Annotated in this window: 17 protein-coding genes; 7 read left to right on the top strand and 10 right to left on the bottom strand. The window is 62.2% G+C overall.

From position 1 onward, the window contains the following. Window positions 1-7: 7 nt before the first annotated feature. Entirely contained in the window at window positions 8-787 is a 780-nt protein-coding gene (gene yaaA / locus ACYQ47_RS27265; RefSeq protein ID WP_459907860.1) for a peroxide stress protein YaaA, read from the bottom strand. 56 nt (window positions 788-843) lie between these two features. Between yaaA and ACYQ47_RS27260 the strand changes: the two genes are divergently transcribed. Genes ACYQ47_RS27260 through ACYQ47_RS27230 form a run of 7 tightly spaced genes read left to right on the top strand, consistent with a single transcriptional unit; the run spans window position 844 to window position 8,055 of the window. Then, window positions 844-1,374 (top strand): putative toxin-antitoxin system toxin component, PIN family, encoded by a 531-nt coding sequence (locus ACYQ47_RS27260; protein WP_459907858.1) that lies wholly within the window; start codon window positions 844-846, stop codon window positions 1,372-1,374. A gap of 35 nt (window positions 1,375-1,409) precedes the next feature. Then, a complete protein-coding gene (locus ACYQ47_RS27255) occupies window positions 1,410-2,591 on the top strand; it encodes a pyridoxal phosphate-dependent aminotransferase (RefSeq protein WP_459907856.1) in 1,182 nt (393 codons plus the stop codon). A gap of 44 nt (window positions 2,592-2,635) precedes the next feature. Further along, window positions 2,636-4,168: a 3-hydroxyacyl-CoA dehydrogenase gene (locus ACYQ47_RS27250; protein WP_459907854.1), complete on the top strand. Its 1,533-nt coding sequence runs from the start codon at window positions 2,636-2,638 to the stop codon at window positions 4,166-4,168. Beyond that, window positions 4,165-4,953, top strand: coding sequence for an oxepin-CoA hydrolase, alternative type (locus tag ACYQ47_RS27245; RefSeq protein WP_244825456.1), 789 nt, complete (start codon window positions 4,165-4,167; stop codon window positions 4,951-4,953). Before ACYQ47_RS27250 ends, ACYQ47_RS27245 begins: the two co-directional genes overlap by 4 nt. A 1-nt stretch (window position 4,954) precedes the next feature. Next, window positions 4,955-5,680: a histidine phosphatase family protein gene (locus ACYQ47_RS27240; RefSeq protein ID WP_310396135.1), complete on the top strand. Its 726-nt coding sequence runs from the start codon at window positions 4,955-4,957 to the stop codon at window positions 5,678-5,680. A gap of 42 nt (window positions 5,681-5,722) precedes the next feature. Next, window positions 5,723-6,805 (top strand): phosphotransferase, encoded by a 1,083-nt coding sequence (locus tag ACYQ47_RS27235; RefSeq protein ID WP_459907851.1) that lies wholly within the window; start codon window positions 5,723-5,725, stop codon window positions 6,803-6,805. Between the two features lie 23 nt (window positions 6,806-6,828). Then, window positions 6,829-8,055, top strand: coding sequence for an acyl-CoA dehydrogenase family protein (locus ACYQ47_RS27230; RefSeq protein ID WP_459907849.1), 1,227 nt, complete (start codon window positions 6,829-6,831; stop codon window positions 8,053-8,055). Between the two features lie 27 nt (window positions 8,056-8,082). Here ACYQ47_RS27230 and ACYQ47_RS27225 read toward each other — a convergent pair whose 3' ends face one another. From ACYQ47_RS27225 to nuoL, 9 genes are all read right to left on the bottom strand, one after another. Further along, the gene (locus ACYQ47_RS27225) at window positions 8,083-8,544 is read right to left on the bottom strand and encodes a MaoC family dehydratase (RefSeq protein ID WP_244825464.1); all 462 of its coding nucleotides are present in this window, start codon (window positions 8,542-8,544) and stop codon (window positions 8,083-8,085) included. Then, window positions 8,545-9,660 carry an acyl-CoA dehydrogenase family protein gene (locus tag ACYQ47_RS27220; protein ID WP_459907847.1) on the bottom strand — a complete coding sequence of 372 codons (1,116 nt, stop codon included), beginning with the start codon at window positions 9,658-9,660 and terminating at the stop codon, window positions 8,545-8,547. 9 nt (window positions 9,661-9,669) lie between these two features. After that, window positions 9,670-10,866, bottom strand: a complete 1,197-nt coding sequence (locus ACYQ47_RS27215) for an acyl-CoA dehydrogenase family protein (protein ID WP_459907845.1) — start codon at window positions 10,864-10,866, stop codon at window positions 9,670-9,672. Between the two features lie 44 nt (window positions 10,867-10,910). Continuing rightward, window positions 10,911-11,351: a DUF1178 family protein gene (locus ACYQ47_RS27210; RefSeq protein WP_459907843.1), complete on the bottom strand. Its 441-nt coding sequence runs from the start codon at window positions 11,349-11,351 to the stop codon at window positions 10,911-10,913. Between the two features lie 238 nt (window positions 11,352-11,589). After that, window positions 11,590-12,198 carry an NUDIX domain-containing protein gene (locus tag ACYQ47_RS27205; protein ID WP_459907841.1) on the bottom strand — a complete coding sequence of 203 codons (609 nt, stop codon included), beginning with the start codon at window positions 12,196-12,198 and terminating at the stop codon, window positions 11,590-11,592. Window positions 12,199-12,246: 48 nt separating this feature from the next. Then, on the bottom strand, window positions 12,247-12,564 hold the full coding sequence (locus ACYQ47_RS27200) for a DUF2818 family protein (protein WP_250465130.1): 318 nt from the start codon (window positions 12,562-12,564) through the stop codon (window positions 12,247-12,249). Further along, window positions 12,564-14,036, bottom strand: coding sequence for an NADH-quinone oxidoreductase subunit NuoN (gene nuoN, locus ACYQ47_RS27195; RefSeq protein WP_244825471.1), 1,473 nt, complete (start codon window positions 14,034-14,036; stop codon window positions 12,564-12,566). Before nuoN ends, ACYQ47_RS27200 begins: the two co-directional genes overlap by 1 nt. A 25-nt stretch (window positions 14,037-14,061) precedes the next feature. Then, the gene (locus ACYQ47_RS27190) at window positions 14,062-15,552 is read right to left on the bottom strand and encodes an NADH-quinone oxidoreductase subunit M (RefSeq protein ID WP_244825472.1); all 1,491 of its coding nucleotides are present in this window, start codon (window positions 15,550-15,552) and stop codon (window positions 14,062-14,064) included. A gap of 13 nt (window positions 15,553-15,565) precedes the next feature. Further along, complete coding sequence (nuoL, locus tag ACYQ47_RS27185) at window positions 15,566-17,653, bottom strand: NADH-quinone oxidoreductase subunit L (RefSeq protein WP_244825474.1); 2,088 nt, start codon at window positions 17,651-17,653, stop codon at window positions 15,566-15,568. Window positions 17,654-17,659 lie beyond the last annotated feature (6 nt).

Genomic DNA, 17,659 nt, shown 5'->3' with positions numbered 1-17,659 from the left:
AGACACTTTAATCCGCGACGCGGCGGCGAAAAATATAAGTCGTATCGTTCGATGCCTTCGCGTCGAACGCATACCCGTCACTGTCGAAGTCCTTGAGCCCTTCCGGCTCGTCGATGCGGTTCTTCACCGCATAGCGCGCCATCAAACCGCGCGCGCGTTTCGCATGAAAACTGATGATCTTGTAGCGTCCGCCCTTCCAGTCCTCGAACACGGGCGCGACCACCGGCACGTCGAGAAGCCGCGGCTTCACCGACTTGAAGTATTCCCCCGACGCACAATTCACGAGCACGCGCGCGCCGCGCTGTTTCCTGAATTGCTCGTTGAGCGCGGCCGTGATGCGCTCGCCCCAGAACGCGTAAAGATCTTTGCCGCGTGCGTTCGGAAACTTGGTGCCCATCTCAAGGCGATACGGCTGCAATAGGTCGAGTGGTCGCAAGAGCCCATAAAGCCCGGACAAAACACGCACATGATTCTGCGCGTAGTCGAGATCGGCCGAAGACAGCGTCTTCGCGGCGAAGCCTTCGTAGACATCGCCATTGAAGGCGAGCACGGCCTGCTTCGAATTGGTCTCGTCGAAACGCCTCGACCATTCGGCATAACGCTGGAAGTTGAGCGTCGCGAGCTGGTCCGAGATGCCCATCATTCCGCCGATCTGTTGCGGCGAAAGATGACGCAGACCCTTGATGAGCTCGGCGGCGTCATCGACGAACTCGGGCAGCGTGTGCTTGCGGATATGCGGCGGCGTCTCGTAGTCGAGCGATTTGGCAGGCGATAGAACGATTATCATGGAGGCTCGCCGTCAAACGAGCGGCGATCATAGGCATAAACCCCCAATTGTATCGAATGGAAAATTCCGCCGCGCTGCCCGTGCAAGCGCCCACGCCCGCCTCCGCCTTACGCGTGGTGCTCGATTCCAACGTGTGGATCGACATCCTCGTATTCGACGATCCCGCCACGCGCCCGATTCGCACCGCGCTCGAAGCAGGCACGCTCGAAGCGCTGATCGATCCGCGGTGTCTCACCGAACTCACGCGTGTGCTCGACTATCCGCAGTTCGTGCGCTTGAACGTCGACAAGGAAGCGGCGCTTGCCATCGTCGCGCGGCTTTCGACCTTGATCGCGCCGCGCACGCAGGAAGGCGAACGGCCGCTGCCCAAGTGCCGCGACCGCGACGACCAGAAGTTCCTCGAACTCGCGCAGGCTTCTCGCGCGGACTGGCTCGTCTCGAAGGATCGCGCGGTGCTGAAGCTCGCGAAGCGCATCGCGCGGGATTTTGCGTTTCGTATTGGCGAACCCAAACCTTTCGTCACCGCATTCGAGGCACGATTCGAGGCACCGCAGGCCACGTCCGCGCACATTGCAAGCGCTGTTTAGAATAGCAACCCTACCCGTCAGCACACGTCCACGCCATGAACGCCACGCACGAACTGCCACAGACCCCGCCCGAGCTGTCCTCTCCGTCGCGTCTGCCCAATGTCGGCACGACCATCTTCACCGTGATGAGCGCGCTCGCCGCACAGAAGGGCGCGGTGAATCTCGGTCAGGGTTTCCCCGATTTCAACTGCGACCCGCGCGTCGTGGATGCCGTCGCCAACGCCATGCGTGACGGCCACAACCAATATCCGCCGATGGCGGGCGCCGCGCCCTTGCGTCAGGCCATCGCGCGCAAGATCGACGCGCTCTACGGCCGCGCCTACGACGCCGACCGCGAGATCACCGTGACCGCCGGCGCGACGCAGGCCCTGCTCACGGCGGTGCTGTGCTGCGTGCATCCGGGCGATGAAGTCATCGTCATCGAGCCGACGTACGACAGCTACGTGCCGTCCATCGAGCTCGCGGGCGGCAAGCCCGTGTTCGTCGCGCTCGAAGCGCCCGACTACGCGCTGCCCTTCGACAAGATCGCCGCCGCGATCACGCCGAAGACGCGCCTTCTGATGATCAACACGCCGCACAATCCGACCGGGCGCGTCTGGCGCGCGGCGGACATGAAGAAGCTCGAAGAGATCGTGCGCGATACCAACGTGCTGATCCTCTCCGACGAAGTCTACGAACACATGGTCTACGACGGCGCGCCGCACGAAAGCGTCTCGCGCTATCCGGAACTGGCCAAGCGCAGCTTCGTCGTGTCGAGCTTCGGCAAGACCTTCCATGTGACAGGCTGGAAAGTGGGCTACGTCGCCGCGCCCGCCGCGCTGACCGCCGAATTCCGCAAGGTGCACCAGTTCAACGTGTTCACGGTGAACACACCCATGCAGGTCGGCCTCGCGCATTATCTCGAAGACCCGAAGCCGTATCTCGAACTGCCCGCGTTCTATCAGAAGAAGCGCGACTTTTTCCGAGCGGGTCTTGCCGATACCCGCTTCAAGCTCCTGCCTTGCGACGGCACCTATTTTCAGTGCGTCGATTATTCGGCGATCAGCAACATGCCCGAAGCCGACTTCTCGCAATGGCTCACGAGCGAGATCGGCGTCGCGGCCATTCCGGTGTCGGCGTTTTATCACAAGAGTCACGAGTCCGGCGTCGTGCGGTTCTGCTTCGCCAAGAAGGAAGAAACGCTGGCGCTCGCCTTGCAAAGGCTTTCGAAACTCTGAGCGGGGCGCGGCGAATTCAATCACGTAGAGGAGACATCCGCATCATGAGTTCGCAGGAATACGCAATCGGAACGCTTGGAATCGTCGGCAGCGGCGCGATGGGTCGGGGTATCGCGCAGATCGCGGCGCTCGCCGGACTCACCGTGCGTCTCTTCGATGCCAATCCCGTCGCGCTTGCCGCCGCGCGCGAGTATCTGTCCGAAACGCTATCGAAGCTCGCCGCCAAGGGCAAGATCAGAGAAGCCGATGCGCACGCCGCGCTCGCCAACGTGCACGACGCACAGGACGCGAGCGAACTCGCGGATTGCGACGTCATCGTGGAAGCGATCGTCGAAAATCTCGACATCAAGCGCGAACTGTTCCGTGAACTCGAAGCCGTGGTGAGCGAGCGCTGCATTCTCGCGTCGAACACTTCGTCACTGTCGATCACCGCAATCGCGGCGGGCTGCTCGAAACCGGAACGCGTCGCGGGCTTCCACTTTTTCAATCCCGTGCCGTTGATGCGCGTGGTCGAAGTCATCGACGGACTGCGTGGCGATCCGCGCGCGGGCGATTCACTCATGGAACTCGCGCGCCGCATGGGTCACACGCCGGTGCGCGCGAAGGACATGCCGGGCTTCATCGTGAATCACGCGGGACGCGGCATGAACACCGAAGGCCTGCGCGTGGCGAGCGAAGGCGTGGCGAGTTTCGCGGACATCGACCGCATCATGCGCGAGCAGGCGGGCTTTCGCCTCGGGCCGTTCGAATTGCTCGATCTCACCGCGCTGGATGTCTCGCATCCGGTGATGGAGTCGATCTATCACCAGTTCTATGAAGAGCCGCGCTTCAGGCCTTCGCCGATCACGGGCACGCGGCTCGCGGGCGGGCTGATCGGGCGCAAGACGGGCGAAGGTTTCTATCGATATGCCGATGGCAAACAAATCGCGCCGCCCGAAGCCGAAGCGCCTACCCGCTTGCCCAAGCGCGTGTGGGTCAGTCGGGCGTCGCAAAGCGCTTATGAAGCGGTGCGCGCGCTGCTTCCCGCATCGGTTGAACTCGATACCGACGCAACGCCCGCTTCGGATTCCTTGATCGTGGTCACGCCGCTCGGCTTCGATGCGACCACCGCCGCCGTCGCCGAAAAGCTCGACGCCACGCGCGTCGTCGCCATCGACACACTTTTTCCCTTCGATACCGCCGCGCGCCGCACCATCATGACGACGCCCGCGACCACGCCCGCCATGCGCGACGCGGCGCACGCGCTCTTCGCCGCCGATGGCGTGCCCGTCACCGTGATCCGCGACTCGACCGGTTTTGTCGCGCAACGCGTGGTGGCAACCATCGTGAACATTGGCTGCGATATCGCGCAGCAAGGCATCGCGACGCCGTCCGACATCGATCTCGCTGTGATGCTCGGCCTCGGCTATCCGCGCGGACCGCTCGCACTCGGCGACGCGCTCGGCGCCGCGACCATCCTCACGATCTTGCAGAACATCCAAGGCGTGCTCGGCGACCCACGCTACCGGCCTTCGCCCTGGCTCGCACGCCGCGCGAGGCTCGGACTTTCGCTTACCCATATCGAGGAGCTCAGATGAGCGCCGAACTGCTGACCTACCGCCCTGCCGGGAGCGACACCACACTCGTGCTCAAGCTGTCGAATCCGGGCGCGCGCAACGCCCTGCATCCGGATATGTATGCGGCCGGGATCGAGGCGCTCAGCACGGCCGAGCGCGACACGTCGGTGCGCACCATCGTGCTGACGGGCGCGGACAACTTCTTCTGCTCGGGCGGCAACCTGAACAGGCTGCTCGAAAATCGCGCGAAGGATGAATCGGTGCAGGCCGAGAGCATCGACTTGCTGGGCGAATGGATCAGCGCGTTGCGGGCATCGACCAAGCCGATCATCGCGGCCGTGGAGGGTGCCGCGGCCGGCGCGGGATTTTCGCTTGCGCTCGCGTGCGATCTGATCGTCTCCGCCGACGACGCGCGCTTCGTCATGTCGTATGCGCGCGTCGGCCTCACGCCCGATGGCGGCGCTTCGTGGTTCCTCGCGCGCGCCTTGCCGCGCACGCTCGCCAGCGAAGTCCTGCTCGAAGCGAAGCCGATCGGCGCGGCGCGTCTGTATGAAGTGGGCGTGGTCAACCGGCTGACGAAGAAAGGCATTGCGCTCGATGCCGCCATCGCCTGGGCCGACGATCTCGGCAGCGTGTCGCCGAAAGCACTCGCACGCATCAAGTCGCTCATCAACGCGGCGGACGTGCAGCCGCTCGCCGCGCATCTCGACATGGAACGCGACAGTTTCGTCGACGCCCTGCATCACGGTGACGCGCTCGAAGGCATTACCGCGTTCCTCGAAAAGCGTCAGCCGACTTACCGCTGAGATGGCTCAATACAAGTTGCCCAAACGCCGCCGCATCTATCTGATGCGCCATGGCGACGTCACGTATTTCGACGACAGCGGCCGCGCAATCGACCCGGAAAGCGTGCCGCTCAACGAACGCGGCCGCGAGGAAGCAAGCGCGGCTGGACGCGTGTTTGCCGCGCAGAACATTCGCTTCGACCGCGTGATCGTGAGCGGCTTGCCGCGCACGCGCGAAACGGCGCAGCGCGTGCTCGCCGAAACGCATCAGCCAATCGAGCCGGAAGTTTGGCCGGAGTGGCAGGAGATACGCGGCGGGCGGCTCGCGAGTCTCACGACGCAGGATATCGAGCGCGCTTTTCTTTCCGTGTTCGATGGCGTGGTGCCCGAAGAGACGCGCTTTCTGGGCGGCGAAAGCATTGGCGAGCTGCTCGATCGCGCGCTGCCCGCCATGACGAAGCTGCGCGGCGATGCCTCATGGGACACGGTGCTGCTCGTGCTGCACGGCGGCGTGAATCGCGCGTTGCTGTCGCATGCGATCACGGCCGGCGGGCGCGCGTTCTTCGGACATCTGTCGCAGGCGACGGGCTGCATCAACGCGCTCGATGTCGGCGACAAACCCGGCGACTGGGTCGTGCATGCAATCAATCATTCGCCGCCCTCGCCGCTTCATGCCGACGTGCGTCACACGACGATGGAACTGCTGTACGCGCAGTTTCTGCGCTTCAAGGCCGACGAGATGGACTGAAGCGCGACGTCCTGGCGCACCACAAAAATATGGGAGGAGACGATGCCAGACAACGAAACCGATTTCGCAGCGTTCGAAGGAACGCGTCCGGTGCACGAGAGCCAGCGCTTCGATAGCGACGCGCTCGCCGCGTGGCTTGCCGCGCACGTCGAAGCATTCAGCGGCCCGCTCAAGCTGGAGCAGTTCGCGGGCGGCCAGTCGAACCCGACCTTCAAACTCGTCACGCCCACGCGCGCTTATGTCATGCGCTCGAAGCCCGGGCCGGCCGCGAAGCTCTTGCCATCGGCGCATGCAGTCGAGCGTGAATATCGCGTGATGCATGCACTCGCCGCCACGGATGTCCCCGTCGCGCGCATGCTCGCGCTGTGCGAGGACGAGAGCGTGATCGGCCGGGCGTTCTATGTCATGGATTTTGTGGAAGGCCGCGTCTTGTGGGACCCGTCGCTGCCCGGCATGTCGGCCGACGAACGCGCCGCGATTTATGGCGAAACCAATCGCGTGATCGCCGCGCTTCATACCGTCGATGTAGCAGCGGCCGGACTCGCCACCTACGGCAAGCCTGGCAACTACTTCGAGCGGCAAATCGGACGTTGGAGCAAGCAGTACGTCGCGTCGCAAACCGAATCCATCGACGCAATGGACCGCCTGATCGAATGGTTGCCGCGGCATATCCCGCAAGTCGAGGCGCGCGTCAGCATCGTGCATGGCGACTTCCGGCTCGACAACCTGATCTTTCATCCGAACGAGCCGCGCGTGCTTGCCGTGCTCGACTGGGAACTCTCCACGCTCGGCGATCCGCTCGCCGACTTCGCGTATCACTGCATGGCTTGGCATGTCGATCCATCGCAGTTTCGCGGTGTCGCGGGACTCGACTGGACCGCGCTCGGCATTCCCGACGAAGCCGCCTACGTCGCACGCTATTGCGAACGCACGGGCTTTGCGATCGAAGGCGACTGGAATTTTTACCTTGCCTACAACATGTTCCGCATCGCCGCGATTCTGCAAGGCATCATGAAGCGTGTGGTCGATGGCACCGCCGCGAGCGCACAAGCCGCCGATGCGGGCCGGCGCGCGCGGCCGATGGCCGAACTTGCCTGGCACTACGCCCAGAAAGTCGGCCACTGAAGACGAAAAAGAGGAGACGAGCGATGAATTTCGACTACACGGAGAAGGTGCACGCGCTGCGTGAGAAGCTGCTCGCCTTCTTCGACGCGCATATCTATCCGAACGAACACGCCTTCGCCGAGGAGATCGCGGCCAATCGCGCAGCGGGCAACGCATGGGTGCCGACGCGGCTGATCGAAAGCCTCAAGGACCACGCACGTCGCGAAGGACTGTGGAATCTGTTTCTGCCGGCATCGGCGCGTGGCGCGGGTCTCACGAATCTCGAATACGCGCCGCTCTGCGAAATCATGGGTCGCGTGCCGTGGGCGCCCGAAGTCTTCAACTGCAATGCGCCCGATACCGGCAACATGGAGACCATCGAACGCTATGGCACCGACGCGCAAAAGGCGCAGTGGCTCGAACCGCTTCTGCGCGGCGAGATTCGTTCGGCGTTTCTGATGACCGAGCCGGAAGTGGCGTCGTCGGATGCGACAAACATCCGTTGCAGCATCACGCGCGATGGCGACGATTACGTCGTCGATGGCCACAAGTGGTGGTCATCCGGTGCGGGCGATCCGCGCTGCAAGGTGTATATCGTGATGGGCAAGACCGATCCCGATGCGCCACGCCACGCGCAACAATCGATGATCCTCGTGCCTGCCGATGCAGCGGGCATCACGGTGCGTCGGCCGCTCAATGTGTTCGGCTACGACGACGCGCCGCACGGCCACATGGAGATTACGCTCGAACAAGTGCGCGTGCCGGCCGCCAACCTATTGCTCGGCGCCGGACGCGGCTTCGAGATCGCGCAAGGGCGGCTCGGGCCGGGGCGCATTCATCATTGCATGCGGCTCATCGGTCTCGCCGAACGCGCGCTCGAACTGATGACGAAGCGCACGCTGTCGCGCGTGGCGTTCGGCAAGCCGATTGCGCGACAAGGCGTGACGCAAGAGCGCATCGCCGAGGCGCGCATCATGATCGAACAGGCGCGTCTGCTCACGCTCAAAGCTGCCTACATGATGGACACCGTCGGCAACAAGGGCGCGCGCGGCGAGATCGCGATGATCAAGGTCGTGGCGCCGAACATCGCGTGTCAGGTCATCGACTGGGCGATACAGGCGCACGGCGCGGCCGGCATCTGCGACGACTTTCCGCTCGCTTATGCGTATGCTTCGGCGCGCACGCTGCGGCTCGCGGATGGGCCGGACGAAGTGCATCGCAATGCCATTGCGAAGCTCGAATTCGGGCGGTATTCGGAAGCGCGCGATTGAGCGAGGAAGACGGCGTCGCCGCGCCCTTTAGCTCGCTTGCGAACCCGCGTCGCGCAACCCGAACAGCGCCGCCGAATCCACCGTCAGCACCAGTTCGCCATCCTGGTTATGCGCTTCCCAGCGCGTGGCGACGATACCGCGATCTGGCTTGCTCTTCGACACGCGCTTGTCCAGCACGCGCACCGTAAGCCGCACCGAATCGTCGACGCGCACCGGCTTGATCCAGCGGATATTGTCGAGACCGGGCGAACCCATCGAGGTCGAATCGGCGAGCATGTCGCGCACGAGAATGCCCATCATCGCGGAACAGGTGTTCCAGCCGCTTGCAACGAGACCGCCGAAATGCGACGCCTTGCCCGCTTCCTCCGACAGATGGAACGGCTGCGGATCGTAACGCTTCGCGAACTCGATGATCTCATCGCGCGTAAACGTGTGGGCGGAGAGCGTCACCGCATCACCGACTTCGAAATCTTCATAGGCGTAGGTCATTCAAGCTCCTTCCAGGTCATGAAACGCAGGTTGCGACGCAAAACGCGCGAGGTGGTAGTCCACGTCGCCGAGCGTCGTCTCGATGATCGACAGCCGTTTGAACCAGTGCGCGGCGGGCATCTCGTTGGTCACGCCCATGCCGCCGTGCAACTGCACCGCCTGTTGCCCGACGAAGCGCGCCGCCTGACCGACACGCGCCTTCGCAGCGGAAATGGCCTGCGTGCGCGTGGCCGCGTCGTCGCTGGCGTAACGCGCAGCGGCAAGATACGTGATGGAGCGTGCCTGCTCGGTGTGGATCAGCATGTCCACCATGCGATGCTGCAGCACTTGAAACCGCGCGATGGGCGCACCGAACTGCTTGCGCTCCTTCGTGTAGTCGACGGTCGCGCGATCGAGCGCATCGAGCGCGCCGAGGGCTTCGGCGCAAAGCAAAAGCGTGGCGTAATCGGCGATCTGCGCGAACGTGGCCGCACCACCGTTCAAACGCGTGGCTTGCGTGTTCCTGAAGACGAGCGTCGCGGCGCGCTGACCGTCGATCGTGCGGTAGTCGGTGACATCGACGTTGGCGGCATCGCGCGGCACCAGAAAGAGCGCGACTTCATCGCCGAGACGTGCGGGCACGATCCAGTAATCGGCCTGCGCGCCGTGCTGCACGACCGATTTCCTGCCGTCGAGCGTATGGCGTTCACCTTGCTTGCTCGCCGTAGTGCGAAGATCGAAGAGATCGTAGCGCGCGTGCGGCTCGTTGAACGCCACCGCCATCCTGAGTTCGCCACGTCCGGCGCGCTCGAGCAATTCGCCCTGTTCCGCCGATGCCGCGAGCCGCAACGCTTCGATACCGACCGCCGTCGCCCAATAAGGCTCGACGACGAGCGCGCGCCCGAGCTCTTGCATCACGACGAGCATATCGACGGGCCCACCATCGAAACCGCCTTGCGCTTCGGGAACGGGCAGCGCCAGCAAGCCGAGTTCGGCGAACGCGTTCCAGTGCCGTGCATCGACGCCCGCTTGCGACATGACGATCTTCTGCCGCGCGTCGAACGAATATTCGCGGTCGAGATAGCGGCGCAGTGCATTGCGAAACTGCTGCTGTTCATCGGTGAAATCGAAGTCCATGCGCGCTCCTCAAAGGCCCAGAATCATCTGCGCGATGATGTTCTTTTGAATCTCGTTCGAGCCGCCATAGATCGACGTCTTGCGAAAGTTGAAGTAGTACGCGGCAAGCGGCGCGGCATCGTCGTCGCCGGTCTGGCTCGCGTCGCGCTCGCCTTCGAGGTACGCGGGATCGAAGCCGGCCGCTTGCGGTCCGGCCGCTTCGAACATGAGTTCGGTCAGCGCCTGCTGCACTTCCGTGCCTTTGATCTTCAGCATCGATGCTTCGGGCCCCGGACCTTTTGCATCCGACTCGCTTGCGATCACGCGCTGCACCGTCGCTTCGAGGGCCATCAGTTCTATCTCGAGCGCGGCGACTTTCGCGGCGAACAAGGGATCGTGCAAAAGCGGCTGGCCGCGGCTCGTGCGTTCGAGTGCAAGCCGCTTGAGAAAGCGCAGTTCACGCTTCGATTGCCCCACGCGCGCAATGCCCGTTCGCTCGTGCCCCAGCAAATACTTCGCATACGTCCAGCCGCGATTCTCCTCGCCGACGAGATTGGCGACCGGCACCTTCACGTCGTCGAAAAAGACTTCGTTGACTTCGTGATTTTCGTCGAGCGTGATGATCGGCCGCACGGTGATGCCCGGCGTTTTCATATCGATCAGAAGGAACGAAATGCCCTCCTGTTTCTTGGCCTCGGGATCGGTACGCACGAGGCAGAACATCATGTCGGCATGTTGCGCGAGCGTGGTCCACGTTTTCTGACCATTGACGATGTAGTGATCGCCCTGTCGCTCGGCGCGCGTGCGCAACGAAGCGAGATCGGAACCGGAGCCGGGCTCGGAATAGCCCTGACACCACCAGTCGGAGCCATCGAGAATGCGCGGCAGATAGCGAGCCTTTTGCGCGTCGCTGCCATATTTCATGAGCACGGGCGCGACCATCGATACGCCGAATGGCAGGACCATCGGTGCGCCCGCGCGCGCGGATTCTTCGTCCCAGATATGACGCTGCGTGGCGTTCCAGCCGGGACCGCCGTACTGCTTCGGCCACGCGACCGCCGACCAGCCGCGCTCGCCGAGCAGCTTGTGCCAGTTCGCAAAGTCTTCGCGAGTCAGACGCTTGTGATTGAGAACCTTGTCGCGCAATGCGCGCGGCAGGCTGGCTTCGAGCCAGTTACGGATGTCGGCGCGAAAGGCTTCGTCCGCAGGGGAATGATCAAGATTCATGCGCTGTGTCTCCTGTGTAGCCGACCACACGAGACACCGCTGACTTACTGCAGCGGCTTTTTCAGTGCGGCCGGAACGGGCAACGGCAATACGTCGATCCCTTCTTCCAGCAAGGCATGCGTTTCTTCGAGCGTCGTCACGCCGCGGATATTGCGCGCAGGCGCTTCATCGTAATGAATGCGCCGTGCTTCCTCGGCAAAACGATCGCCCACGTTCTCGGTCTTCTCGAGCAACTCGCGCATGAACTGAAGCGCGCGTGCCTGAACGCCCGCCGCATCCGGCGATGCTTCCGCCGGTACCGCGCGGTCGTTGCGCGCCGTCGAAAGATTCAGACGCGGCGCCGATGGCATGCGGCTCACATCGGTCTCCGAACAGACCGGACACGCAACCAGCTTGCGCGACAGTTGCGATTCGAACTCTTCGGCAGAAGCGAACCAGCCTTCAAACCGATGTTCATGCGAGCACTTTAAATCGAGGACCTTCATGCTGATGGGGACTTCCGGGAAGTTTATCTCAAAACTATCGATTGTGAACGGTCGTTCGTAAAAACTGATCTTTTGATTGCTCGACCGGTGATCGATTCTAGCGGTTCGAGGGTACGGGCGCTTGGCTCACCCATAACGCGAAATCTTGCAGTCTGGCACTGCGCCGAAAATGAACAAGCCCCAAGATCGAATGATCTTGGGGCAAGCGATACGTCTTCAGCGGTTCGACGGATGACGACTACGCCTTCGATTCTCCCAACTCCCACTCTCCCGAGCGCACCTTCTCCAGCCAGAACGCGCCGATGATCGTCTTTACATCGCTGATCGTGCCGTCCTTCACCCACTGCATGAGTTGCGCCGGCTCCGCGATAAACGTCTCGAGAAATTCGCCTTCATCGAGCCGGGCATTGCCAGCGGTGAGACCGCGCGCGAGATAGAGATCGATGAACTCGGTCGAATAGGAGATCACGGGGTGGATACGCGTCAGAAAAATCCATTCGCTCGCGGTATAGCCCGTCTCTTCCAGCAGTTCACGCTTCGCGCATGTCAGCTCGTTTTCGTTGGGATCGAGCTTGCCGGCGGGAAATTCGAGCAGCACCTTTCCCACCGGATACCGATACTGCCGTTCCAGCAAGACGCGACCATCGTCGAATTCCGGCAGGATCATCACCGCGCCCGGATGCTCGACGAATTCGCGCGTGGCGTGCTTGCCGTCGGGCAATTCCACGGTATCGCGCTTGAGCGTCAGAAATTTGCCTTCGTGAAGCGTGACGCTTTCGACCTTCTTCTCGATTAGGCCGTCGTCGTTACCGAAGTTCGCGGTGAAAGAAGCGTTGTGATCTGCCATCTTGAGCCCTATGCCAAATGGCCAAAAGCCGCCGACAGCAACCAGCCGTCAGCGGCGTTTGACGAGATACTGATACGTGAAGCCCGGAAACGCGAACACCACGAAGAGACTGAAGGTAATGGCATAAAACTGCCATTCCTGATCGAAGCGGTTGCCGGCGCGCGCTTCGAGCATGAAGCCGAGCGCGCCAACCGCGAAGTAAAGAACGAGCAACTCGCCGATCCGAATCCAGACGCCCTTCTTCGCCGTCTTACTCCCATCCGCATGAAGCTTGAGCGGCATGACGGCAAAAAGGCGCTGATTCAGGAACGGCAAGTTGGCGCCGACGAGCGCCAACAGCACGATAAACCATCCCGCTGCCGACATTACAGCGGCAGCGTATGCGTGATCGCTTGCAGGCAAGCCGTCATCAGCGGGCCGGGCACGAGACCGAGCACGAGCACGGCCAGACCGTTGAACGCCAGCAAGGAGCGATTGAGGCTGCCGGCAACAATCGGCGACGCATCTTGCGGCGCGTCGAAGTACATCAGCTTCACGATACGCAGGTAGTAGAACGCACCGACCAGCGATGTCAGGACGGCCAGCACGGCGAGCCACGTCAGACCGGCGTTCATCGTCGCTTCGAGCACGGCGAGCTTCGCGTAGAAACCGACCGTCGGCGGAATGCCCGCAAGCGAGAACATCATGATCATCATGACGAACGCGAACACCGGGCTGCGCTGATTCAAACCCTTGAAGTCGTCGATCATCTCGGCTTCGAAGTCGCGGCGCGCAAGCAGCATGACCACGCCGAAGGTGCCAAGCGTCGTGACGAGATAGATGATGCTGTAGAACATTGCCGAGCTGTAGGCGCCCGCCGCGCCCGTTACCTTGCCGTCCACCACGCCAGCCAGCAGGCCGAGAAGCACGAAGCCCATGTTGGAGATGGCCGAATACGCGAGCATCCGCTTGATGTTCTTCTGCACGATACCGGTGACATTGCCGACGATCAGCGACAGCGCGGCGAGAATCACGAGCATCTCTTGCCAGTCGACCGCGAAAGGCAGCAGACCCATCACCAAGAAGCGCAAGCCCCACGCAAAGGCCGCGACCTTCGGGCCGCCGCCGGTGAGCAAGGTCATTGCGGTCGGTGCGCCTTGATAGACGTCCGGCACCCACATATGGAACGGGACCGCGCCCATCTTGAACGCCACGCCCGCCACGACGAAGATGATGCCGAACAGCAGCACCGCGTCGTTGATGCGGCCCGAAGCCACCGCCTTGAAGACTTCACCCAGTTCCAGCGAGCCGGTCGCGCCATAAAGCATGGAAATGCCGTAGAGCAGGAAGCCGGAAGCGAGCGCGCCAAGGACGTAATACTTCATCGCCGATTCGTTCGCCTGCGGCGAATCCTTGCGCAGCGCGATGACCGCATACAGCGACAGCGACATCAGTTCGAGGCCGAGGTACAGCGTGAGGAAGTTGTTGCCCGAAATCATCACGCACTGGCCGAGCAGCGAAAAGAGGCCAAGCAGGAAGAAGTCGCCGCGAAACAGACCGCGGTCTTCCAGATAGCGCCGCGAATAGATGACCGACACCGCGTAGCCCAGACACACCACCGCTTTCATGGCGCTCGCGAACGGATCGACGACATACATGCGCGTGAAGAAGTAATGCGGCGTCGGGTCGAGTGCCGTGAACGCAAACCACACGCCGACCACGAGGGTCGACACGAGCGCGATCAGATACGTGACACGACGGCTTGGCACGCCGAAGATCGTGTCGTTCAACCAGGCGATGACGACTGCGGCCATCAGGACCGCGTCGGGTAACAGCACACTCATAGGGGCGTTTTGCATGATCTTTTAATTCCTCCGCACGGCGTTACTGATCCAGCGGCAGCTTGGACTGCGCGACGTGGGAGAGCAGGTTTGCCACCGATTCGTGCATGACGTCGGTGAAGGGCTTCGGATGCAGGCCCATGTACAGCGTGAACGCTGCGAGCACCACCAGCATGAACATTTCGCGCTTGTTGATGTCCTTCAGCTTCGCGACATGGTCGTTCGCCACGGCGCCGAAGTACACGCGCTTGTACATCCACAGCGTATAGGCCGCGCCGAGAATCAGCGTGAACGTGGCCAGGAAACCGATCCAGAAGTTGAACTTTACGGCGGCCAGAATCACCATGAACTCGCCGACGAAACCCGAGGTGCCCGGCAGGCCGCAGTTGGCCATGGCGAACAACATGGAGAACGCCGCGAACTTCGGCATGGTATTGACGACACCGCCGTAATCCGCGATCTGGCGCGAGTGGACGCGGTCGTACAGCACGCCGATGGAAAGGAACATCGCGCCCGAGACGAAGCCGTGCGAGATCATCTGAATGATCGCGCCTTCCACGCCAAGCTGGCTGAAGATGAAGAAGCCAAGCGTGACGAAGCCCATGTGCGCAATCGACGAATACGCCACCAGCTTCTTCATGTCCGCCTGAACGAGCGCGACGAGACCGATGTAGATCACCGCGATCAGCGACAGCGTGATGACCACGGGCGCGAGAAAGTGGCTTGCGTCCGGCGCGATGGGCAGCGAAAAGCGCAGGAAACCGTACGCGCCGAGCTTCAGCATGATCGCGGCAAGCACGACCGAGCCGCCCGTCGGTGCTTCCACGTGAGCGTCCGGCAGCCAGGTGTGGACGGGCCACATCGGCACCTTGACGGCGAACGCGAGGAAGAACGCTATGAACAGCAGCACCTGCGGCGTCATGCCGATCTTCGCGGCTTGCCACGTGGCGAGGTCGAACGTGTGCGTCTGCGTGTACAGGTACAGCAGCGCGATCAGCATCAGAAGCGAGCCGGCCAGCGTGTACAGGAAGAACTTGAACGCCGCATACACACGGTTCGGACCGCCCCACACGCCGATGATGATGTACATCGGGATGAGCGTGGCTTCGAAGAACACGTAGAACAACAGGCCGTCGGCGGTCGAGAACACGCCGATCATGATGCCCGAGAGAATCAGGAACGCGGCCAGGTACTGCGAGACGCGCTCGGTGATCACTTCCCATGCGGCGATCACCACGATCACCGTGATGAGCGCGGTCAGCACGACAAACCACATCGAGATGCCGTCCACGCCCAGGTGATACGTGATGTTGAAGCGTTCGATCCAGCTCGCCTGCTCGACGAACTGCAACGCGGCCGTCGACGTATCGAAGCCGGTGATGAGAGGGATCGTCACGATCAGCCCGAGCACCGAGCCGATCAATGCGACCCAGCGCGCGGGCGCCGGGTTGTGGTCGTTACCTATAGCCAGGACCAGGACGCCGAATACGATCGGCAGCCAGATCGCGACACTGAGAATCGGAAAAGAGTGCATAGGGTCCCTCGCCTTATTTGCCGCCGAGCGTTACAAACAGGGTCAAGAGCCCCAACATGCCGATAATCATGGCGAACGCGTAGTGATAGATGTAACCAGATTGAAGGAAGCGGATCACACCGGCGAACCAGCCGACGAACCGCGCACTGCCGTTGACGATGCCGTCGATGACGACCACATCGCCCTCTTTCCACAGCCCCCGGCCAATGGCGACCGCGCCCTTGGCGAAGACCACTTCGTTGATCTTGTCGAAGTAGTACTTGTTGTCGAGGAGCGTATAGATCGGGCCGGACGCCTTCTTGATGACAGCGGGCAGATCCGGACGCTTGATATACAGGAACCACGCGACGATCACGCCGAAAGCCGCGATCCACACCGGTCCCGGCGTGATGATGCCGTGCAGCGCCATGGCCATCCAGCCGTGGAACTCCGTGGCCATTTCCTTCAGGCCTTCGTGGTTTTCGGCAATGTAGATCACCTTGTCGAAGATCACGCCGTGCGAAAAGAAGTCGCCGTAGACCATCGGACCGATACCGATCGCGCCGATGATGATCGACGGAATAGCCAGCAGCACGAGCGGCAGCCACACCACCCACGGGGTTTCGTGCGGCACGTGCGCGTGGCCGTGGTCATCATGGCCGTGCCCGTGGTCGTCGTGACCATGGCCGTGCGAATCGTGACCGTGGCCATGTGCTTCAGCTTGACCCATCGGCGAATCGGGATGCTTCGGACCGCGGAAACGCTCCGGACCGTGGAACACCATGAAGTACATGCGGAACGAGTACAGCGACGTGACGAACACGCTTGCGACCACCGCGAAGTACGCAAAGCCGGAGCCCGCCAGGTGCGAGGCCTTGGCCGCTTCGATGATCGAATCTTTCGAGTAGAAGCCGGAGAAGAACGGCGTGCCGATCAGCGCGAGCGAACCGATCAGCGACGTGATCCAGGTGATCGGCATGTACTTGCGCAGACCGCCCATGTTGCGCATGTCCTGGTCGTGGTGCATGCCGATGATGACCGAACCCGCGCCGAGGAACAGCAACGCCTTGAAGAACGCGTGCGTGGCAAGGTGGAACACGGCGACCGGATAAGCCGACACGCCGAGCGCGACCGTCATGTAGCCGAGCTGCGATAGCGTGGAGTAAGCCACCACGCGCTTGATGTCGTTCTGCACGACGCCGAGAAAGCCCATGAACAACGCGGTGATCGCACCGATGACCGTGACGAACGACAGCGCCGCATCCGAATGCTCGAAGAGCGGCGACATGCGCGTCACCATGAAGATACCGGCCGTTACCATGGTTGCCGCGTGGATCAGCGCGGAGATCGGCGTCGGGCCTTCCATCGAGTCGGGCAGCCACACGTGCAGCGGAAACTGCGCGGACTTACCCATCGCGCCGATGAAGAGGCAAATGCACGATACCGTCAGCAAGCCCCATTGCGTGCCGGGGAAGGTCATGGTCGCGAGCTTGTCGCTTTGCGCGAACACGTCGCCGTAGTTCAACGAGCCGCCGAACGCCAGCAACAGGCCGATGCCCAGCAGAAAACCGAAGTCGCCCACGCGGTTCACGATAAACGCCTTCATGTTGGCGTAGATCGCGGTTTCACGCGTGAAGTAGAAGCCGATCAGCAAGTACGACACGAGACCCACGGCTTCCCAGCCGAAGAACAGCTGCAGGAAGTTGTTCGCCATGACGAGCATCAGCATGGAAAACGTGAAGAGCGAGATGTATGAGAAGAACCGCTCGTAACCGACTTCTTCATCCGCCATGTAGCCGATGGTGTAGATGTGCACCATCAGCGAGACGAAGGTCACGATGACCATCATCATCGCGGTGAGCGAGTCGACCAGGAAGCCGACTTCCATCTTGAGCGAACCGACCGTCATCCATTCGTAGACGGTGGCGTTGTAGCTCGCGCCGTTCAGCACGTCGAAGAAGACCATCGCGGACAGCACGAAGGAGATCGCGACGCCGAGAATCGTCACGCTGTGCGCGCCCTTGCGCCCTATCGTCTTTCCCAGCAGCCCCGCGATCAGCGAACCGGCAAGCGGCGCCAGCGGAACCGCAAGCAGGACGTTTTCATTGAGTGTCATGGACATAACAGC

The organism is Caballeronia sp. HLA56, from assembly GCF_054655155.1.
Note: the sequence above shows the minus strand (reverse complement) of the source record. Positions and strands in the feature narration are given on the sequence as shown.